Raw genomic sequence first — 20840 nt, 5'->3', positions numbered from 1 at the left:
AACAGAACGGGTGATCGTATGACAACAACAATTCGGATATCGGTAAGACCTTTGGTGGAGTATGTGTACCGCAGTGGCAGCATACGTCCGGGGTTCCGGACCAATGCCTCGATGCAGGAGGGGACTCGAATCCACCAACGGGTACAGAAGGAGTATACCGAGGAGGATCTGAAAGAGATTGTGCTCGAAACTGAGATCCAACACGGGGATCTGACCTATGTGGTGGAAGGGCGCTGTGATGGCCTGATTCGGTTGGAGGGTCAATTGACGGTGGATGAGATCAAATCAACTGCGGGCAATCTGGATGATCTGGGAGAGGGTCTTCCGGTACACTGGGCGCAGGCCATGATGTATGCCTACATGTACGCTGTCCAGCATGATGAACCACGTATGCAAGTGCAGTTAACGTATGTGCATTCGGTGACCCATGAAGAGAGACGGTTTCGCCGAATGGCAGAACGAGAGGAACTGGAGCAGTTTGCGGCAGAAGTGATTGCCGGTTATGCGCCATATGCGGAGATGATTGCTGCATATGAAGAAGAGCGGGATATCAGTGTGCGAGAGTTGCCGTTTCCTTTTCGCAAATACCGGGAGGGGCAGCGGAAGTTGGCGGGAGCCGTATACAAGACGATCCGCGAGGGTCAGGGATTGATGGCCAAAGCACCAACAGGGATTGGTAAAACCATGTCCGTGCTGTTCCCCACGGTCAAAGCGATTGGCGAAGGCGAAGCGAACCGATTGTTCTATCTGACCGCGAGGACGACGACACGGGTGGCGGCAGAAGAAGCTTTTGCCCGGATGCAATCGGAAGGATTGAAGATGCATGTGATCAGTCTGACCGCGAAAGACAAGATATGTTTTAAGGAAGAGGAAGCTTGTGATACGGGGCAGTGCGGCATGTGTGAAGGATATTATGACCGTATTAATGGAGCCGTGCTGGACATGCTGGAACATGAGACGTTAATGACACGCCCGGTTATTGAGCAGTATGCGCGCAAACATCGGGTGTGTCCGTTTGAGTTTTCACTGGATGCGGCGTATGCAGCTGATGCGGTGATCTGCGATTATAACTATATTTTTGATCCGCGTATTTCTCTGAAAAGAATGTTGGAAGAGCAGAAACGCAAGACGGTGTTACTGGTGGACGAGGCACATAATCTGGTCGATCGTGGTCGAACGATGTTTTCCGCGGAGCTGGAGAAGGCAGTGTTCCTGGATGTGAAAAGGGAGTTCCAGTCGCTGGACAGCAGTGTGCCTGCTGCCAAAGCTATTGTTGACTACACCGGGGCCATTGATAAGTATCTGATTACCCTTCGCCAAAATGGTGGAGATGAGGGGAAAATCATTCAACAGGAGGCCCCGGAGGAACTGATTGAACGGTTGGAGCCTTTTGTCATGGTTGCGGAGCAATGTCTTGTTGAAGGTGGTTCGGGTAATGCCGAGACGGATCAGCTGCTGCTGGATGCTTACTTTACGGCACAGAATTTTCTGCGTATTGCCAAGCTGTACGATGAACGTTTTATCACATATGCTGAGTGCGTTCGAAGTGAAGTGCGAGTAAAGTTGTTCTGTCTCGATCCTTCGGTACTGCTTCGTCAGACAGCCAAAGGCTTCCGCTCCCTCATTCATTTCTCGGCAACATTGTCACCCCTTCGCTATTATCGGGATATGCTGGGTGCAGAGGAAGAAGATTATACGTTGCAGATTCCCTCACCCTTTCAGCGTGAACAGTTGGATGTGAGACTCATGCCCTTATCTGTTCGTTATAAAGACCGGGAACAATCCCGGCGCCCCATTGCGGAGATGCTGCAACAGCTGGTAAGCGAATGGCCGCGCAGCAATCTGATGGTGTTCTTCCCGTCGTATCCTTATATGCGCGAGATCTATGACACCTATGCACAGCTTCCAAGTGAAGCGGATACGGTCATACAGAAGCAGGGCATGAACGAACTGGAACGGGAGCAGTTTCTGGATGGATTCCAGCCGAATCCTGAACGAACACGACTGGTGTTTGCCGTTATGGGTGGTGTATTCTCGGAGGGTGTCGATCTGCCGGGAGACCGCTTGAATGGCGTTGTGGTGGTAGGTGCGGGGCTGCCGCAGATTGGTCTGGAGAACAACGTATTACGTGATTATTATGATCGGACAGGACGCAACGGATTTAATTACGCTTATATTTTCCCGGGAATGAACAAGGTGCTGCAGGCGGGTGGACGGCTGATTCGAACGGAAGAAGACAAGGGCGTGTTGGTGCTGGTCGACGATCGTTTTATCCAAGAACCGTACCGTTCCCTGCTGCCCGAGGAGTGGCGGGACTATAAACGAATCTGATATTGCACCTTCAGAGCAGTTCCAATGGAATCAGGCAAATGCGGAACCAAGGAGTTTAACATTTTTTTTCAAATTTCTTCCCTTACATGATTGAAGGGTAGGGTGAAAGGGTTATAACTTGGTTAGCAACGAACGAACAACGGCGATTACCCTATCCGTTCCGCGGTCCGCTTCGAAAGCAATCAAGGAGGTCGGTTATAATGAAGAGAAATCATACCATGATGCAGTTTTTTGAGTGGCACCTGGCTGCAGACGGAGATCATTGGAAGCGACTGGCTGAAATGGCCCCGGAACTGAAAGCCAAAGGTATTGACTCGGTATGGGTACCACCCGTAACCAAGGCAGTGTCAGCAGAAGATACAGGTTATGGTGTATATGATCTGTACGATCTGGGCGAATTTGATCAAAAGGGTGCCGTGCGGACCAAATATGGCACCAAGCAGGAACTGGTGGAGGCCATTGCCGAGTGTCAGAAGAACGGAATTGCCGTCTATGTGGATCTGGTCATGAATCACAAGGCCGGAGCAGATGAGACGGAAGTCTTTAAAGTGATTGAGGTTGATCCCAATGATCGGACGAAGGAAATTTCTGAGCCGTTCGAAATTGAAGGCTGGACCAAATTCACATTTCCGGGTCGCGGCGATCAATACTCCTCCTTTAAGTGGAGCTCCGAACATTTCAACGGTACGGACTATGATGCTAAGGGAGAACGGAGCGGTGTATTCCGCATCGCAGGTGAGAACAAGAACTGGAATCAGAATGTCGATGATGAGTTTGGCAACTACGATTATCTGATGTTCGCCAACATAGATTATAACCATCCGGATGTGCGACGCGAGATGATCGATTGGGGGAAATGGCTGATTGACACCCTCCAGTGCGGTGGGTTCCGGCTGGATGCCATTAAGCATATCAACCACGAATTCATCAAGGAGTTCGCAGCAGAGATGATCCGTAAGCGCGGTCAGGATTTCTACATCGTAGGTGAGTTCTGGAACTCTAATCTGGATGCATGTCGTGAATTCCTTGATACGGTTGACTACCAGATCGACCTGTTCGATGTGTCACTTCACTACAAATTGCATGAGGCTTCGCTTGCAGGCAGAGACTTTGATCTCTCCAAAATTTTTGATGACACCTTGGTCCAGACCCATCCTACCCATGCGGTAACCTTTGTAGATAACCATGACTCCCAACCCCATGAAGCATTGGAATCCTGGATTGGAGACTGGTTTAAGCCGAGTGCCTATGCGTTGACACTATTACGACGTGATGGATATCCGGTTGTATTTTACGGGGATTATTATGGTATTGGTGGTCCTGAACCTGTGGATGGCAAAAAAGAAATTCTGGACATTCTGCTGTCTGCGCGCTGCAACAAGGCATATGGGGAGCAGGAAGACTACTTCGATCACGCCAATACGATTGGCTGGGTGCGTCGTGGCGTAGAGGAAATCGAAGGTTCCGGTTGTGCAGTCGTTATCTCCAACGGGGATGACGGTGAGAAAAGAATGTTCATCGGAGAGCATCGTGCTGGTGAAGTCTGGGTGGATCTGACGAACAGTTGTGAGGATCAGATTACCATCGAGGAAGACGGCTGGGCCACCTTCCATGTGTGCGGTGGAGGCGTCTCCGTATGGGCCCTGCCTGAGCAGAATGAGGACTGCGCTGACGCTGAGTAACGGCGTATATCAGGCAATATATAAGAAAAGAAAAGATGCACCGATGGATGATATGAATAATGGTGTATAAATCGATCGATAATCCACCTGAACAGGGGAGCAGGCACTCCTATGTTCAGGTGGTTTTTGCATTTTTCTATGGATGGCCAAAACTCCAACTCAACAGAACGCCTAACAAACTCAGCCCGCCTTATTTACACCAAATTAGCCTTATTGAACTCCTAACGAATCTCAGTAACCTTATTACTGCCAAAAGTGATTTTAATAGCGCCAATTGGAGCAACATCATCAGATTAACGCGTTTGAGATTCGTTAGAATACTGATAACCTCAGATTTTGAATAATTAAGGCTTCTAAGATTCGTTAGCTAAACGTGGGTAAACGCTCATCATAGCCAAACGAATCACTGCTGCAAATATGAACGTGAAGTAAAAAGATGAAATGAAAACTTGAAGTCAAAAGGAAACGTTCGGTTTCATATCTTACTACATGGTACAATAATCCAAATATGGAGCGTTAGAATATCAAATGAGAAAAACAAATGTAAAAAACCAAATGAGACGTTGGATAAGTGATATTCATACAAAGGATTAGAGAAGGAGGGGATGGCATGAGCCCGAAAAGAGAGTTGAACCGTTTCTTCCCGTTGGTCATGTATCTATTAGTAATAGCCCTCTGTCTAGGAGCTTGCAGTTTGGGGACAAATCAGGGACCAGGGGGCGAACCGATACGAACCGATAAATATACATATAACTCGGAGCGTAGAGATCTGAATGAGAGGGTTATGAAGCGACCAGAATCGTTTCAGGGGCATTCACCAGATAAGTATAATCTGACGGCAACAGTCGATGTGAGTCATGTATCCGGAGTTGACCGGATTTTTTATGAAATATTGGTAAATGAAGTTCGGGTGCCTATGGTAAATGTTATTCAATCCTTCACCCTCGATCCCGAGATGATGAATCGAATGGATGTCGGAGAGTTATTTCATTCCAATGTGAGCAATACATACGAGGTAAGTCTGGAGCCGGATAAGGAACCGCTTGGATTGGGTTTGGGCAGAAGTTATACTTTGAAGCCAAAAGCGGAGATCGACAGCAATATCATCCAGGGTTATGCAGATATGTATATCAAAATTTCCTATGGGCCGAATAATCAGCGAACCGAAGATTATTTTTATATCCAGGCCGAGCCGTCTCCGAGGACGATTGAATATATGAAGTCATGGGAGAAAGAAGAATAGAACAAGGCAGCACCCGACAGTGCCCTATTAGGAACTTTAAGTAGGTACTGCCTGTTCATCAAACGGCATGATTAGGTTATTACTTTTCGAAATACTGGTTCATCGTATCCCACATTTGATTGAACTCACTTCGTTCCATTGAAAAAGCTCCAGGCTTCTCAGGTTTATGATTTACCACTCCAACTCAAAGGATTCCAGCGTGCCAACCATTCGCAGATCATGATCGCGGTTGAATTGTTCCCGTTTGTCCGCATCCGCGTACTCGTCATGATAATGCATCAACACGGTTTTCTGTCTCACTTCGGCTGGCAGTTGCTCCAGTTCCTTCAATGAGGTATGAGATTTGATCACCAGATCATGCATATGACATTCATGGAAAATCAGCTGCACATCAGCGGCAACTTGCTCCACCCGTTCCTGGTTGAGTGTACTGTCTGCACTGTAATAGAAGTAAGGCTTGGCGATTAACCCATTGCTGACCATACCGGGAACATGCTGCGTCCGAAATGTCTCAAACGTCACACCGCCCAGTTCGAATGTGCCTCCATCTGGCAGGGGAACAACATCGTAGTAATCACTCATGGTACGTTCACCATCCGTTGTGTAGCGCATGCCGGGGGATAGTATGTTCCAGAGCGGATCTACCAATTGTTCATGGATGAACAGACGGGGTTTGCGATCGCCCACGATCTGTGCGTAATACCCCAGCATCTGTACACCATTAATATGATCTTCGTGTAGATGTGAAATGAAAACATTGTGGATATCGGTCATGGGGAATCCATATTCCTTGAGTGCTTTGGCATTTGATTCCGGAAAATCAATGACTAGATGCGTGTCTTCGAATTCAGCCAACATACTATTGTGGTGCTGTTCCACGCTGAACATATCTCCTGTGCCGAGAAAAGTAATTTTCATTCAAATTCATCTCCTTGTGTAATCTTCAGATCAGCATCCTTGCGTTAAATCCAGTATACCTTGTTCCCGAATATATGCCTAAATCAACCTTTTTTGATAACGCTATCATTTTATATTGAACTTTGATGGCAAACAGTGTAGCGTAAAGATGGGAAGTGAACCCATATGAACGTAAACTCACCTAAAGGGAGCGTGCGAGGCGAATGAAATCTTTTCTGGATGAACAATTTTTGCTGCATAATGAAACGGCGGTCAAGTTATATGAGGATTATGCCAAAGACATGCCGATTATTGACTATCATTGCCACCTCAGTCCTCAGGAGATCTACGAGAACAAAACCTTTGGCAATCTTACGGAGGCCTGGTTATACGGTGATCACTATAAGTGGCGGCTCATGCGCGCTAACGGAATTGAAGAGCAATATGTAACTGGCGGCGAAGGCGTGACCGATTACGATCGTTTCCTGGCTTACGCCAAAACAGTACCCATGATGATTGGTAATCCGCTGTATGCCTGGTCTCACTTGGAATTACAGCGATATTTCGGCGTTTACGAAGTATTGAACGAGACTAGCGCACCAGCTATATGGGATAAAGTAAATGCCAAACTGAACAGCGACGGATTCGGTGCACGTGATCTGATTACCAAATCCAATGTCACTGTTGTGTGCACAACCGATGATCCTACCGATTCGCTGGAGTATCATCTAAAGATTCAGGAGATTGAAGGCTTTGATACGGCGGTATTGCCTTCTTTCCGCCCAGATAAAGGACTGGAATTGAACCGGGATACATTCACCGAATGGGTTGGCAAGTTGTCACAAGCCTCCGGCACAGCGATTTCCGATTATGAATCCTTCCTTGCTGCATTGGAGTCCCGGGTGGAATTCTTCCATTCTGTTGGCGGTCGAGTCTCGGACCATGCACTCGATTATGTTCCTTACGGCGTGGCTACTCGCGAAGAGGCGGCTACGATCTTTGCGAAGGCGCTTGCAGGTCAGAAGGTAACTCGTGAGGAAGAGGACAAGTATAAGACGGTCACATTGACGTTCCTCGGCAAACTGTATGCAGAGCGCGGTTGGGTGATGCAGTTCCACATTAATGCAGCCCGTAACAACAATACACGGATGTTTGCCAAGCTTGGGCCGGATACCGGTTATGACGCCGTGAATGATACACCACTGTCATCAGCAATGATTGGATTGCTCGATGCGTTAGAACAGCAGCAGGCGTTACCCAAAACGATTCTGTATTCCTTAAATCCAAGGGATAATGAAGTTCTTGCAGCGATCATCGGCAGTTTCCAGGGCGGTGGTATTCCAGGCAAAATCCAGCTTGGTGCAGCTTGGTGGTTCAATGATACGAAGGACGGCATGCTCGCCCAGATGAAAGCACTGGCGAATGTGGGTCTGCTGAGCCGATTTGTCGGTATGCTGACCGATTCACGCAGCTTCCTGTCGTACACCCGGCATGAGTATTTCCGTCGATTGGTCTGCAACCTTATCGGTGAATGGGCCGAACAAGGGGAGGCACCGCAGGATATGGAGCTGCTTGGTCAGATCGTACAGGGCATCGCCTACAACAATGCAAAAGAGTATTTCCCATTTGCCTCAGTGCTTAAAACGGTCTCTGCTTCAAAGTCATGATAGGTGATGTGTGATGCTCAACAAGTTCATCTAATTTTGCAATAAGAGAGGCTACCTTGTTTCTTTCATTCCATATGTATAACAATGCTCCCATTAAGTACACCGGGTATTCATCTACCGGAGTATTGGATGGGAGCTTTTTTTGAGTTTCCTTCCTGATATTGCGCACAATAACTATAGCCAGCTTCATTGACGGCAAAATGACAAAGCCAATAACGAAGCGGTTATAAGCGTTTAGTATGGGTTACTCTTGGTTATTTTTAGTTGTTTGACTTTCGCTTCCTGCGATAATATACTTAGTAAACCTAATTAATTGCATATCTATTTAATTGTGATGCTATTTAATAGGTGTCCTATGATATTGGATATCTATGCATTGATAAAGAAAGAAGGAGGAACCCAATATGACTGGTATAGATCCGGTCGCTCAGAAGCTTTTATACTCCATCATGCAGTTTAATAAAGGCAAGTGGAGGCAAAATAAACCTCATGGGCGCAATCATAATGAAATTATGGTGCTGGCTTGTTTGCTGCATGGTACGCATCCAGGAGAACGTCTGGACTGGCGGGATAATCCGCCAGATTTTGAGAGAGAACTGAATGAGAGTCGCCCAGGACTTAAAGTATCGGAAATCAGTGCGTTACTGCGGGTGAAATCACCAACAATAACCCCGGTTATTCGTGGGCTTGAGGATGAAGGGCTTGTCGAACGGACCATGGACCCGACGGATCGCCGTGCTGTGCGTATCACCATTACAGAGGCAGGGCGGAACATTATTAGGGCGGCACATGAGGAGCGCATGCAAACGTTCAACCAGCTCGTCGAGCATTTGGGTGAGGAAGAAAGCATTCAATTGACGGAGTTGTTGACCAAGGTTTATACCTTTTTTGATACAGTGGTTTTCCAACAGACGGAGACGTCCACACAAGGAGATGATACGCCATGATGAAACTGTTTCGCATGCTGAAGCCTTATCGAATACCGATTATCTTCATTCTGGTATTGGTGCTGTTTCAGTCGCTTGCCGAATTGTACCTGCCTACGTTAATGGCGGATATCGTGAATTTTGGCATCATTAAGGGAGATGTCCCTTATATTTGGCAGATTGGTGGATGGATGTTGGTCATTGCGATTGGCGGAACAGCGTGTTCGGTGATCGCCAGTTACCTCTCCTCCCGCACTGCGGGTGGATTTGCCAAACAACTTCGCAGTAGAGTATTCCGCCATGTGGAGAACTTCTCGCTCCAGGAGTTCGATAAGATGGGTACGGCTTCCCTGATTACGCGTACGACGAATGATATCACGCAGGTACAGAACGTACTTACGATGATGCTGCGCATGATGATTATGGCTCCATTGATGTGTATCGGTGGTATCTTCATGGCGGTCTCGCAGGACGCCAAATTATCTACGATCTTCCTGGTCGTGCTGCCTGTACTGGGCGGAGCCATTGCGCTGATTGGTTCCAAGGGTTTACCTTTGTTCAAAACCATTCAGAAAAAGCTGGACCGCCTCAACCTGGTGCTGCGTGAGCAGTTAACAGGGATTCGTGTCGTGCGTTCCTTTAACCGTGGTGAGCATGAGCGCGTGCGCTTTAACGGGGCCAACACGGAACTGAGAGATTCTTCTATTAAAGTTAATGTGCTCATGGCGACCATCATGCCTGTTATGATGCTGGTTATGAACTTTTCGATGATTGCCATTCTTTATTTTGGTGGAATGCGGATTGACAGCGGCAATATGAACATCGGTGCATTGATTGCCTTCATTCAATATGCCATGCAAATCATGTTCTCACTGATTATGGTTTCCATGATCTTTGTCATGATTCCAAGAGCTTCAGCATCGGCAGAACGGATTAACGAAGTACTTGATATGCAGCCGGATCTTAGCAACCCCGAGCAGCCTCGTGGCATGAAATCCATGCAGGGGATGATTGAGTTTGACCATGTAACTTTCCGTTATCCGGGCGCAGAGAATCCAGCGTTGTCCGATATATCCTTCACAGCTCGTTCAGGTGAGACAACAGCCATTATTGGGGGTACGGGTTCCGGGAAATCGACATTGCTCAGTCTTATTCCACGATTCTATGATGTGACTGAAGGCAGCGTTCGGGTCAATGGTACGGATGTGCGGGAACTTCGGCAGGAAGATTTGCGGGCCAAAATTGGCTTTGTGCCACAAAAGGCAGTCCTCTTCACGGGTACAATTACGGAGAATATCCGTCACGGGAAAGACGATGCCACAATGGATGAAGTTGTTCATGCGGCTCGTACGGCTCAGGCAGAGAACTTCATTACCGAGATGAAAGATGGATATGACAGCCTAATTGCACAAGGGGGTAACAACGTGTCTGGTGGACAAAAACAACGTTTGTCCATCGCTCGCGCACTTGTTCGCCGTCCGGAAGTCTATATCTTTGATGACAGTTTCTCTGCCCTCGATTTCAAAACGGATGCTAAACTTCGTGCTGGGCTGAAGTCCGAAACGACAGAAGCGGCTGTGCTGATTGTTGCCCAGCGTGTAAGTACAGTAATGGATGCCGATCGCATTCTGGTTATGGATGAGGGACGAATTGTCGGTTCAGGAACACATAAAGAGCTGCTGGAGCACAATGAAGTATATCGCGAAATTGTATCCTCCCAGCTGACTGAGGAGGAGATCGCATGAGTGATCATACAGAAAAACATAAAGCACCCCGTGCCTCTCGCGGACCGGGACCCGGTCCGGGTATGGGCATGCGACCTCCCGCTGAGAAAGCAAAAGATTTCAAAGGCACACTGCGGCGTTTGATTCGTTATCTACAGCCCCACAGTTCTCGTCTACTTGGGGTGCTGGTTGCTGCCATTCTGAGTACCGTATTCAGTATCATCAGTCCTAAGATCATGGCCCAAGGTACGGATATACTTAGTGAAGGCGCCATTGCCATCCTTCAGGGTGTGCAGGGAGCCGGGATTGATTTTCCTGCATTGATGAAAGTATTATACCTGCTTGGCGGGCTCTATCTGTTCAGTGCTGCATTCATGTATATTCAGCAATACCTGATGGCTGGTGTAGCCCAACGTGTTGTCTATGACATGCGTGAGCAGATCAGTGCGAAGGTTGGACGCCTTCCTTTGAAATATTTCGACTCCCGCACGACTGGGGAGACACTGAGCCGTGCCACGAATGACGTGGACAATATCAGTAATACCCTTCAGCAAAGTTTGGCACAGTTCATTACGTCCATCGTCACGATTGTCGGCGTAATTATCATGATGCTGACGATTAGTCCATGGATGACCTTGATCACGATTTTGACACTGCCACTCAGTGTCGTTGTTGTCATGCTAGTCGCTTCCCGTTCGCAAAAACACTTTGCGGGTCAACAGAAATCCCTTGGGGAACTGAATGGTCATGTCGAAGAGATGTACACGGGACACAAGGTTGTCAAAGCATTTGGACGTGAAGAACAATCGGTACAGCAATTCGAGAAGGTCAATGAAGAGTTGTATGAATCCGGTTGGAAAGCCCAGTTTATCTCCGGTATTATTATGCCGCTCATGAGTTTTGTCGGTAACCTGGGTTATGTACTGATCTGTGTGGTTGGTGGAATTTTCGTTACACGCGGATCTATCTCCATCGGGGATATTCTGGCCTTTACACAGTACTCCCGTCAATTCACACAACCGATTAACCAGATTGCTAATATCTCTAATATCATTCAATCGACGATTGCATCGGCAGAACGGGTATTTGAGTTGCTGGATGAAGAGGAAGAAGTTCCGGAGTCCAAACAACCCGTGCAATTACAGCAGCCTAGAGGCGCGGTTACATTCCAAGGTGTTAATTTTGGATATAAAGAAAATGAACTGCTCATTCATAACATGAACATTGATGTAAAACCGGGACAGACCGTAGCCATTGTTGGACCAACGGGAGCCGGTAAAACGACCCTGATCAACCTGTTAATGCGTTTCTACGAAATTCAGGATGGTCGGATTACGATTGACGGTGCCGACATTAAGGACATGGAGCGTGGCAAGCTGCGCAGTCTGTTCGGTATGGTGCTTCAGGATACCTGGTTGTTCAACGGAACGATTCGGGACAACATCGCCTATGGTCGAGAAGGTTCAACGGAAGAGGATGTCATCAAGGCAGCCGTTGCGGCACATGCGGATCACTTTATTCGTACATTGCCTGATGGATATGACACGGTGCTGAATGAAGAGGCGTCGAACATCTCTCAAGGGCAGAAACAGTTGCTGACCATTGCAAGAGCGATTCTGGCGAACCCGGCTATTCTCATTCTGGATGAAGCGACGAGTAGCGTGGATACACGGACTGAAGTATTCATTCAGAAAGCCATGAATGATCTGATGAAGGATCGCACGAGCTTTGTCATTGCACACCGTTTGTCCACCATTCGCGGCGCCGATCTGATCCTGGTTATGGATCATGGTAACGTGATTGAGCAGGGCAATCATGAGGAATTAATGGCGAGTCAAGGTTTCTACGCGGATCTGTACAATAGTCAGTTTGCGGAGCAGCAACCGCAGGCGATTTGATTACAATGTAAATAACAAGAATAGCCGGGAGCCCCCTAGTAGGGGTTCCCGGCTATTTGTCGTATATCCAGAGGAGTGACATTAGGATATGGATCGTTTTAGTTACTGATCCTTAGACTCCTTAGCAGGTTCATCTGCGCCGTTGCTAGAGATCGACCTCGCTTCTATCTTCATGTTGTCCCTGTTAGCTTCCTCCAGTGCAGACGGAGCGGGTTCACCCGGGATCAATTCGCGCTGCTCAATCATGCGTTTGACGACTTCATAACAGTCATCGACATGTTTGTTACCCACATATCGCATAGCTGTGAAGCTGAGTGCAGCAGCCAGTCCCTGTCCAGCAAATGGGACAAATTTGGCAACGGACTTAGTAGCTACGCGTACGCCAACTCTTTTTAAAACCTGGACAACCAGTTCTTTCGTCACCATACGTCCGATGACTTTGCTTCCGATGGACATGACGAATCCATAGATCATGGATTTGGTCTCGGGGTCCATGCCGTCCAACTGTTTTTGGGATAATCCGAATTTATTGTTAATGGCAGGCAACAGCTGCATCAGCATCCCCACATCAGCCAGTACGTCTGTACCGGGCAGCGGAACGAGTGTTGTACCGGCAGATGCGGTAGCTCTTTTGCGAACCATGGTACGGCATTCCTTGCGAACTTGCTCCAATTGTTCCAACGTTGCCGGAATCATAGGGAATCCCTCCATTCGTATATGGTATAGATATAACCGTTTTGAATCGTTTTGAATGGGTTCTCACCAGCAAAATTTGCGGCCTTATGACATTAAGGTGCGGAGAAACCCTTTTTCTCATGCATACATCTGGTTAACCAAGGAAATGGTTTGTAAGATCAACGAGTTATCTAAATAGTTGAATTTATATAGCTATTACGAATGAATGAGGATTAGGATGCATATCTGATTGGGGAACCTATTTGGAATGATGAGTGCTTAGCGCAGGGATTGTTTATGGATTCAACCTTCTTGGGTAAAGGTTAACAAGCATTGGAATGGAGGAAGAGAAGGATGGAGTTTAACAAAGCATTGTTAATTCATCATCATCATTCAGGCAAGGCCAATCGTGAGAATACAGTGGGTCTCGTGGTTGGTGTACTGGCCCCCGCTGTCCATGAACTCGTCATTGTGCGTACCGATGAACCCGGCGAAGGAGAGAAGTTGTGTCGTGAACGCGGTGAACAATTCGATGTGGTGTTTATTCTGGGTGGGGATGGCACGGTGCATGAATGCGTGAATGGACTGGCTGATCTGCAGCATCCTCCGTTAATTGGCATATTGCCTGGAGGCACCTGTAATGACTTTGCGCGTTCGCTCGGCATTTCACCCGATGCAGAGACTGCTGCACAAGAAATGCTCGCAGGTCGGGTAGTATCTATTGATGTTGGACGAGCCAATGATCGGGTGTTCACGAACTTTTTTGGTATTGGCTTGATCAGTGATGCATCGCAGAATATTAACGAGAATCTGAAAGGCACGCTGGGTAAGCTCAGTTATTTCATCAGCACGTTGCAGACGATTAGTCATACGGAGCCGTTTCGTTATCAATTGGAGGCGGATGGGAAAGAGATGGAAGGCGAAGCGGTAATGATCTACGCAGCCAACGGCCGTTTTCTGGGAACGAATGCCCTGCCTTTTGCACCGGATGCATTGCAGGATGGGGAGCTAGACGTACTCATTATTCATGAGACAGGCATCCCGCTGCTGCGAGAGATCTTGTCACATAAGCCCGAGGGAGATTGGCAACCCCAGAGTGAGAGCATTTCATACTTCAAGGCATCTACGCTAAAAGTGAACACAGATGCCCCAATGTCAGCTGACACGGATGGCGAATTGTATATGAAGACACCCGCCGAGCTATCGGTGCTGACGGGTCATCTGAAGTTTCTAACCGGGGAGGTGTACTAAATCCCCGGTTTATTTGTCTCATTTTGGCTGAACGGAAACTTAATTATTCCCTGCCTGTCCTTTCATATGACGTTGCCTGAACTCATCCTCCAGCATGCTCATCTGAATGGCATCATGATATTGGTGATTGTAGAACAAGACATCCCGCTTCACACCCTCGCGCTGGAATCCGAGTTTCTCATACGTGCGGATAGCTCTCTCGTTGAAGGCGTACACTTCAAGCTCGATTCGATGCAGGTTACAGATACCGAAGCCATAGTCCAGCATAAGCAGTAACGCCTCGCTGCCGTAGCCTTTTCCTTGATGCTCCGCCTGATCGATGGCCACACGAATATGTGCACTGCGATTCTTGGCATGCATGTCCATCAGGACGACATCTCCGATGATCTGGTCATTTTCCTGTAAAGCAATAAGTAGCATGAGTCTGGAATCATCCTGTGCTGCGTTTTCAACATAACGTTCAACCTGAGCGCGTGTGAAACTATTCTGTGTTCCTGTCAGCCTGCGCATCTCAGTGTCAAACAGACCGGGGAAGTAAGCATCCACATCTGTAATCTCGAAAGGACGCAGGTATATGCGCTTTGTTTCCAGCAGACGGGGGATGCGTGGGGATGGTTTTGAATGTGACATAAGTTGTTCCTCCTATAGTTCAAGGCTTTCGAAAAGAGTAAGAATGCCCTGCCTCTTAAAATTGGTATTACATATTGATAATGACAAGAGTATATCCCAATACTGTATACTTCCAAATATACAGTTTGATTAAATTTCACAGGACAAATGAGGTGCAGCAGGATGATTCAATTACCAAAGCTGGATGAGAACGATAGTGCGCCAATCTATGTACAACTTTCAGATCATATCAAAAGAGAGATCATTCACGGGGAATGGGCTGAACATAGCCGATTGCCGTCGGTGCGAAAGCTTGCCGAGATGCTTGGGTTAAGTACCACACCGGTGGAATGGGCTTATCAACAATTGATCGCCGAAGGATATATATACAGTCAGCCACGTCGTGGCTATCGCGTTCGTGCCATGGTGAACAGCTACCATGGCATGCAGATCGGGAAAACAGATACACAGTTAACCGAGCAGGCTCCCGCAACTCAAACGGTAGGGTCAGATCAGCAGGGCATACGCCCTGCCCGAGCCGTTCAATATGATTTTCATATGTCACGTAATGATTTCAGCCTGTTTCCAATTGCGAAATGGCACCAATATGTTAATCGAATCTGGCGGGAAGAAGCAAAAGAGCTATTGTTCTATGGAGAACCACAGGGAGAATGGGGGTTACGATGTGAAATTGCTGTCTATCTTGCGCAGTTCAGGGGAGTCAGCTGTTCTCCCGAGCAGATTGTTGTAGGTGCTGAACAGCATCTGCTAATGTCTCTATTGGCACAGACCTTGCTTCACAAGGGAGAATCAACCCAATCCATCGGTGTAGAGAATCCTGGATACCGGCTGTTACCTGGTACATTCCAAAATTATGGTTATCAGGTTGTTCCGATCTCACTAGACCATGAGGGTATAAACTTGACGGAGCTGGAAAAGGCCGGAGTTAAATTGGTAGGTGTGTCACCCTCTCACCAATTTCCGCTAGGTATGACCATGCCGATTACACGCAGATTAGCATTGCTGGATTGGGCAGAACGAACAAAGGCATACATTATCGAGGATGATTACGATGGGGAGTTCCGGTATTATGGACGGCCAATTCCTTCCATGCAGGGTCTGCGTGAGGGAAGTCGCGTGATCTATATGGGTGGTTTCTCGCAAGTACTCGCACCTGCTTTTTGTGTACATTACATGGTACTTCCCAGAGAATTGCTAGATGATTTTCAAGAAATGTATAAGGCGATCCTATTCGAACAGTCGGCTTCCCGGCTTCATCAGAGAACATTGGAGATGTTCATGCGTGAGGGGGAGCTGGGCAAGCATATTCGTAAGATGCGTAATGTCTACAAACGAAAACATGACCTGATTATTCAGGCCATTCAATTACATTTCGGAGATCGGGTTGATATAAGGGGCCAAGATTCCGGATTTCATCTGGTTCTGCGAATGGCAACCACATCGTCAGCCAAAGAATTGGTGACCGCAGCGATTAATGCAGGGATACAGATCAGTTCAACGGAATATTTGTGGGCGAACGGGAGCGTACCAACAGACGGCAAAAGAGAGTTCATTATCGGTTTTGCCGGAATAGAACCGGAGCGCATTGACCCGGGTATTGCCGCATTGGCCCAAATCTGGGGCGATCTTTAGTTCCGTTTAACCGCTCCATCCAGAAACAGGGCAACAAGTTCCCGTGCGAGTTCCTTGATGCTGCCGCCATTCATGTTGCGCACATCTTCGCGGTTCGCGAGCATGAGCAGTGACGTAAATGCATGGGCAAGCAGCATGGGATTGGCGACCCGCAAATAACCGTTATCCATCTCCTGCTGGAAGTGGGTCGCAAGCACTTCAAAGATACGAACCTCGGCTTCTCGAATCTGGCTGAGTTGCTCCGTATTCAGATGCTTCTCGGCTTCTCGCATCATGGTCTCGGTTTCAATATGGGAGTGTTGCATCTTCGCTTCTGCAACCTTGATCAGCCGCTCTTGTAGTGTGCCAGGTTCATCCAAGCGGAGTGAAGTCTGCTGCATACTCATTGCCATCATGCGTGTAATGGCAACGGTGAACAGATCGGCTTTGCTGGTGAAGTGATAATAGATCGATGCTTTGGTTACATTACATAATGAAGCAATCTGTTGAAGAGAGACGGGTTCATACCCATATTCCATAAACAGACGTGAAGCTGTCATCAATATGTTGGTTTGTACAGATGCTTGATCGGCACCCGTTTTGGGTCTGCCCGGAGACCGGGGAATGTTTGTTTTTTTGCTCATAATCACTGACCTCTTTACGTATTTAATTGCTAGTTTAGCAAGTTCACAAATTAGGCATTGCAAAATTAACCTTCCGGTATATATAATTAAGTCGATTATACTATGACCCGTGGTTCATTACTACATCATCACATAAATAGGGCTTCATAGAAACAGAATAGGGAGATGAAGAGACAATGCAGGAAGGTTCGGGTTATGGTCGCTGGGTTGCTGGCAAACGAAGCAAATGGATTACACTGTTGGTATGGATCATTATCGCCGTTGTGCTTGGCATGGTATGGCCTGCTGTAGGTGATCGTGAAACTAATAACGCGCAGGATCTGAGTGAGTCCAAACCATCGGTTCAGGCAGCTGCACTTGCCGAGAAGGAATTCCCTGGTGGTGAAGGATTGCCCGCGCTGATCGTATGGCGTCAAGCCGGCGGTTTGACGGATGAGCAGATTGAGAACATTCAGGCATTAACGGAACGACTGGATCAAGATCCGGTAGAACAGCAGCAGTCCGTTGTGCCACTCTATCAATTGCCGCCACAGGCGTTGAAAGGCCAGCTTTCGGAAGACGGAAGCACCCTGGTTATGCCGCTTTTCTTCAATGAAGGTGCCGATGCAGAACAATTAGAGCAAGGCATTGAAGCACTTGAGCAAAAAACACAAGACATCTTCGGGGCAAACCCGTTCGATGTGGCTATAGATGATACCAATACACTGATTGCCCGTGTGACCGGGCCCGTAGGGATATCCATTGATGCGAGCGGACTGTTTTCCTCCGCCGATGTATCCTTGTTGATCGCTACGGTTGTACTGGTATTGGTGTTGCTGCTATTGATCTATCGCTCACCGGTACTCGCGATTATCCCAATTATTGCGGTTGGATTCGCGTATATGGTGACCAGTCCGATACTCGGATTCATGGCGGATCAAGGCTGGATTACGGTGGACGCACAGTCCATCTCGATCATGACTGTATTGTTATTTGGAGCAGGAACGGATTACTGCCTGTTTATGATCTCCAGATACCGCCAGATTCTCTATCATGAGCCGGACAAAAAGAAAGCCATTTTCCAGGCCATTACCGGATCTTCCGGCGCTATTGCCATGAGTGGATTCACGGTCGTTGCAGCACTGCTGGTGCTATTGCTGGCTGAATATGGGGCATATCATCGTTTTGCCGTACCATTCAGTCTGTCCATCTTTATTATGTTTATAGCAAGTCTGACACTGGTTCCGGCACTTCTCGCGATCTTCGGCCGGGGTTCATTCTACCCGTTCGTACCGCGTACTCATGAGATGGAAGTGGAACGTGCCAAGAAAAAAGGCAAGCCGGCTCCTGCTCCACGCAAAGTGAAGGAAAGCTGGATTGGCCGTACGGTGGTCACTAAACCTTGGGCTGTGCTTGCAATTACCGTGGTACTGCTGGGAGGACTGGCAGCATTCTCAACTCAGGTTAAATTCACATATGATCTGTTGTCTTCGTTCCCGGAGGATGTACCTTCCCGCGAAGGTTTCACGGTCATTGGTGAACAGTTCTCCCAAGGCGAGCTGGCTCCGGTAAAAGTGATTGTAGATTCAGGTGGCAAAGAAACCGATCTGAAGCAGCGTCTCGAATCACTGGACTACATTAGCAAAGTAGGCGATGCCCAACAGGGTGCCGAGAACGCCAACATTACCGCCTTTGATGTGGAATTCGATCTGAATCCATACTCCATGGAGGCGATGCAGCATATTCCGGATCTGAGGGCTACTGCGGAACAGGCGCTTCAAGATGCCGGTGTAACCAATGCGGACAGTCAGGTCTGGATTGATGGTCAGACAGCAGAGCAGTATGACATTGAAGTGGCTGGAGAACGGGATGCCAAGATCATTATTCCGGTGGTCATCGGCATGATTACACTATTGCTGCTATTATACTTGCGTTCTGTTGTAGCTACGGCGTATCTGATTGCAACGGTTGTTCTGTCGTATTTCTCTGCACTGGGTCTGGGTTGGATCATCATTCACTATGGCCTTGGCGCAGATGCTATCCAAGGCGCGATTCCGCTGTATTCCTTCGTATTCCTGGTGGCATTGGGTGAAGACTACAACATCTTCATGATCTCCAGCATCTGGCAGAAACGCAAAACGATGCCGCTTCGTCAAGCCATTAAGGAAGGCGTCGGTGAGACGAGCTCCGTTATTACCTCTGCCGGCCTGATTTTGGCAGGAACTTTTGCGGTACTTGCTACATTGCCAATTCAGGTGTTGGTACAGTTTGGTATTATAACGGCTGTTGGTGTGTTGTTGGATACATTCCTAGTACGTCCGTTCATGGTTCCGGCAATCACCACATTGCTGGGCAAATGGGCCTTCTGGCCAGGCAAGTATGTACCGATTGCCGAGAAGAATGAAGAGAAACAGAACCAGTCCGTGTAATGCATGGATGGGTAGTATGGGCAGCGGGGCTTCGAGCCGGCTGTCCATTTCTTTTTGCATAACAATGGCATGGAATTAGTTGAACGGGTCTGCTCCTGAGATGGAATGGTGGAACTGTAAAATATCCGCAGGATGAGGCGTGATCCTTGTTTTCTTTGCGTAGGGAAGGTTTACGTAGACAAGGGTTATGGGACATAATAGAGGAAGCGTCGGCTTAGGGCAGACGGATGAATCAACATCAATGGGACAACCAGGGGAAGGATGAAAGCAAGCATGACGAACCAACTTAATGTGTATTTTAACCATGACGGCGGCGTGGATGACCTCGTATCGCTGTTCATGCTTCTGCAAATGGACAATGTACATGTAACCGGTGTATCGGTTATTCCGGCAGACGGATATCTGGAGCCAGCAACAGATGCCAGCCGTAAAATTATCGATCGTTTCGGTACATATTCCGTAGAGGTATCCAAATCCAACTCCAGAGGAAAAAATCCATTTCCTGCGGCGTGGAGACTGCATTCCTTCTATGTAGATGCACTTCCTGTACTGAACGAGTCCGGCAAAATGGAAGCACCACTCTCTGCTATTCCGGCACACCAGCATCTGATCGAGAAAGTGCGTAACACCGAAGGCAAAACATTGCTCCTGTTCACAGGACCACTGACAGACCTTGCGCGTGCACTGGACGAAGCACCAGACATTGAAGAGAAAATCGACAAGCTGGTATGGATGGGTGGCACATTCGAGCGTGGTAACGTAGAAGAGCCCGAGCATGACGGCACAGCGGAATGGAACGTATTCTGGGACCCGGAAGCGGCTTACCGTGTATGGCAGAGCGGCATCCAGATCGATCTGGTTGCACTCGAAAGCACCAACAAAGTACCTCTGACTCCAGCCGTTCGTAACCGTTGGGCAGCAGAGCGTCGCTTCGAAGGTGTAGATTTCCTGGGGAACTGTTACGCAGGTTGTCCGCCACTGGTGTACAGTGAGACAAATTCCACATATTATCTGTGGGATGTGCTGACAACGGCTTCCGTTGGACGCGAGGACATCGTGAAGAAGAAAACGGTCAACTGTATTGTCATCCCGGATGGTCCTAGCCAAGGCCGCACAGTGGAGCAAGCAGACGGACGCCCAGTACAACTGGTGTATGATACCGATCCGGAAGCGTTCTTTACGTACATGACGGATTTGGGTAAAAAAGCTGCTCCGCAGCGCTACTAATTCAGTCAGCCTTAGGGCTCGCCATC

Annotated in this window: 15 protein-coding genes; 11 read left to right on the top strand and 4 right to left on the bottom strand. The window is 48.0% G+C overall.

Annotation, left to right across the window (positions count from 1 at the left end):
• Positions 1-18: 18 nt before the first annotated feature.
• From MKY85_RS28105 to MKY85_RS28095, 3 genes are all read left to right on the top strand, one after another.
• Positions 19-2331 carry a helicase C-terminal domain-containing protein gene (locus MKY85_RS28105; RefSeq protein WP_342571309.1) on the top strand — a complete coding sequence of 771 codons (2313 nt, stop codon included), beginning with the start codon at positions 19-21 and terminating at the stop codon, positions 2329-2331.
• Between the two features lie 200 nt (positions 2332-2531).
• Positions 2532-4013 carry an alpha-amylase gene (locus MKY85_RS28100; RefSeq protein ID WP_342571308.1) on the top strand — a complete coding sequence of 494 codons (1482 nt, stop codon included), beginning with the start codon at positions 2532-2534 and terminating at the stop codon, positions 4011-4013.
• A 610-nt stretch (positions 4014-4623) separates the two neighbouring features.
• Positions 4624-5256 (top strand): hypothetical protein, encoded by a 633-nt coding sequence (locus MKY85_RS28095; protein WP_342571307.1) that lies wholly within the window; start codon positions 4624-4626, stop codon positions 5254-5256.
• Positions 5257-5427: 171 nt separating this feature from the next.
• On the opposite strand, the gene MKY85_RS28090 is transcribed toward MKY85_RS28095, so the two are convergent.
• Positions 5428-6174: an MBL fold metallo-hydrolase gene (locus MKY85_RS28090; protein WP_342571306.1), complete on the bottom strand. Its 747-nt coding sequence runs from the start codon at positions 6172-6174 to the stop codon at positions 5428-5430.
• Positions 6175-6377: 203 nt separating this feature from the next.
• Here MKY85_RS28090 and uxaC point away from each other — a divergent pair, with 203 nt between their 5' ends.
• The 4 genes from uxaC to MKY85_RS28070 all read left to right on the top strand — a co-directional run bounded on the left by uxaC (position 6378) and on the right by MKY85_RS28070 (position 12368).
• Positions 6378-7820, top strand: a complete 1443-nt coding sequence (gene uxaC / locus MKY85_RS28085) for a glucuronate isomerase (protein WP_342571305.1) — start codon at positions 6378-6380, stop codon at positions 7818-7820.
• Positions 7821-8224: 404 nt separating this feature from the next.
• Complete coding sequence (locus MKY85_RS28080) at positions 8225-8767, top strand: MarR family transcriptional regulator (protein ID WP_339238482.1); 543 nt, start codon at positions 8225-8227, stop codon at positions 8765-8767.
• Positions 8764-10491 carry an ABC transporter ATP-binding protein gene (locus tag MKY85_RS28075; RefSeq protein ID WP_342571304.1) on the top strand — a complete coding sequence of 576 codons (1728 nt, stop codon included), beginning with the start codon at positions 8764-8766 and terminating at the stop codon, positions 10489-10491. The genes MKY85_RS28080 and MKY85_RS28075 overlap by 4 nt, the downstream gene beginning before the upstream one ends.
• Positions 10488-12368: an ABC transporter ATP-binding protein gene (locus tag MKY85_RS28070; protein WP_342571303.1), complete on the top strand. Its 1881-nt coding sequence runs from the start codon at positions 10488-10490 to the stop codon at positions 12366-12368. Before MKY85_RS28075 ends, MKY85_RS28070 begins: the two co-directional genes overlap by 4 nt.
• A gap of 102 nt (positions 12369-12470) precedes the next feature.
• On the opposite strand, the gene MKY85_RS28065 is transcribed toward MKY85_RS28070, so the two are convergent.
• Complete coding sequence (locus tag MKY85_RS28065; protein WP_342571302.1) at positions 12471-13064, bottom strand: hypothetical protein; 594 nt, start codon at positions 13062-13064, stop codon at positions 12471-12473.
• A gap of 333 nt (positions 13065-13397) precedes the next feature.
• Here MKY85_RS28065 and MKY85_RS28060 point away from each other — a divergent pair, with 333 nt between their 5' ends.
• Complete coding sequence (locus tag MKY85_RS28060) at positions 13398-14294, top strand: diacylglycerol kinase family protein (RefSeq protein ID WP_342571301.1); 897 nt, start codon at positions 13398-13400, stop codon at positions 14292-14294.
• Between the two features lie 39 nt (positions 14295-14333).
• Here the strand turns inward: MKY85_RS28060 and MKY85_RS28055 are convergent, their stop codons facing one another.
• Entirely contained in the window at positions 14334-14924 is a 591-nt protein-coding gene (locus tag MKY85_RS28055) for a GNAT family protein (protein ID WP_342571300.1), read from the bottom strand.
• A gap of 162 nt (positions 14925-15086) precedes the next feature.
• On the opposite strand from MKY85_RS28055, the gene MKY85_RS28050 reads away from it, so the two are divergent.
• Positions 15087-16556 carry a PLP-dependent aminotransferase family protein gene (locus MKY85_RS28050; protein WP_342571299.1) on the top strand — a complete coding sequence of 490 codons (1470 nt, stop codon included), beginning with the start codon at positions 15087-15089 and terminating at the stop codon, positions 16554-16556.
• On the opposite strand, the gene MKY85_RS28045 is transcribed toward MKY85_RS28050, so the two are convergent.
• The gene (locus MKY85_RS28045) at positions 16553-17179 is read right to left on the bottom strand and encodes a TetR/AcrR family transcriptional regulator (RefSeq protein WP_342571298.1); all 627 of its coding nucleotides are present in this window, start codon (positions 17177-17179) and stop codon (positions 16553-16555) included. The two genes, MKY85_RS28050 and MKY85_RS28045, sit on opposite strands and share 4 nt — an antisense overlap.
• A gap of 176 nt (positions 17180-17355) precedes the next feature.
• Here MKY85_RS28045 and MKY85_RS28040 point away from each other — a divergent pair, with 176 nt between their 5' ends.
• The gene (locus MKY85_RS28040) at positions 17356-19587 is read left to right on the top strand and encodes an MMPL family transporter (protein WP_339257799.1); all 2232 of its coding nucleotides are present in this window, start codon (positions 17356-17358) and stop codon (positions 19585-19587) included.
• 273 nt (positions 19588-19860) lie between these two features.
• Complete coding sequence (locus tag MKY85_RS28035; protein ID WP_127548851.1) at positions 19861-20814, top strand: nucleoside hydrolase; 954 nt, start codon at positions 19861-19863, stop codon at positions 20812-20814.
• Positions 20815-20840: the final 26 nt, after the last annotated feature.

The sequence above is a fragment of the Paenibacillus sp. FSL R5-0749 genome (assembly GCF_038595085.1).
Taxonomy (GTDB): domain Bacteria; phylum Bacillota; class Bacilli; order Paenibacillales; family Paenibacillaceae; genus Paenibacillus.
The sequence above is the reverse complement of the archived record's forward strand: the minus strand, read 5'-3'. Positions and strand labels throughout refer to the sequence as shown.

Bases quoted from the DNA above. Each gene is read 5' to 3' on its own strand.
- MKY85_RS28105 (WP_342571309.1), top strand. From the start codon at position 19: ATGACAACAACAATTCGGATATCGGTAAGACCTTTGGTGGAGTATGTG.
- MKY85_RS28090 (WP_342571306.1), bottom strand. From the start codon at position 6,174: ATGAAAATTACTTTTCTCGGCACAGGAGATATGTTCAGCGTGGAACAG.
- MKY85_RS28055 (WP_342571300.1), bottom strand. From the start codon at position 14,924: ATGTCACATTCAAAACCATCCCCACGCATCCCCCGTCTGCTGGAAACA.
- uxaC (WP_342571305.1), top strand. From the start codon at position 6,378: ATGAAATCTTTTCTGGATGAACAATTTTTGCTGCATAATGAAACGGCG.
- MKY85_RS28060 (WP_342571301.1), top strand. From the start codon at position 13,398: ATGGAGTTTAACAAAGCATTGTTAATTCATCATCATCATTCAGGCAAG.
- MKY85_RS28100 (WP_342571308.1), top strand. From the start codon at position 2,532: ATGAAGAGAAATCATACCATGATGCAGTTTTTTGAGTGGCACCTGGCT.
- MKY85_RS28080 (WP_339238482.1), top strand. From the start codon at position 8,225: ATGACTGGTATAGATCCGGTCGCTCAGAAGCTTTTATACTCCATCATG.
- MKY85_RS28035 (WP_127548851.1), top strand. From the start codon at position 19,861: ATGACGAACCAACTTAATGTGTATTTTAACCATGACGGCGGCGTGGAT.
- MKY85_RS28050 (WP_342571299.1), top strand. From the start codon at position 15,087: ATGATTCAATTACCAAAGCTGGATGAGAACGATAGTGCGCCAATCTAT.
- MKY85_RS28095 (WP_342571307.1), top strand. From the start codon at position 4,624: ATGAGCCCGAAAAGAGAGTTGAACCGTTTCTTCCCGTTGGTCATGTAT.
- MKY85_RS28065 (WP_342571302.1), bottom strand. From the start codon at position 13,064: ATGATTCCGGCAACGTTGGAACAATTGGAGCAAGTTCGCAAGGAATGC.
- MKY85_RS28045 (WP_342571298.1), bottom strand. From the start codon at position 17,179: ATGAGCAAAAAAACAAACATTCCCCGGTCTCCGGGCAGACCCAAAACG.
- MKY85_RS28070 (WP_342571303.1), top strand. From the start codon at position 10,488: ATGAGTGATCATACAGAAAAACATAAAGCACCCCGTGCCTCTCGCGGA.
- MKY85_RS28075 (WP_342571304.1), top strand. From the start codon at position 8,764: ATGATGAAACTGTTTCGCATGCTGAAGCCTTATCGAATACCGATTATC.
- MKY85_RS28040 (WP_339257799.1), top strand. From the start codon at position 17,356: ATGCAGGAAGGTTCGGGTTATGGTCGCTGGGTTGCTGGCAAACGAAGC.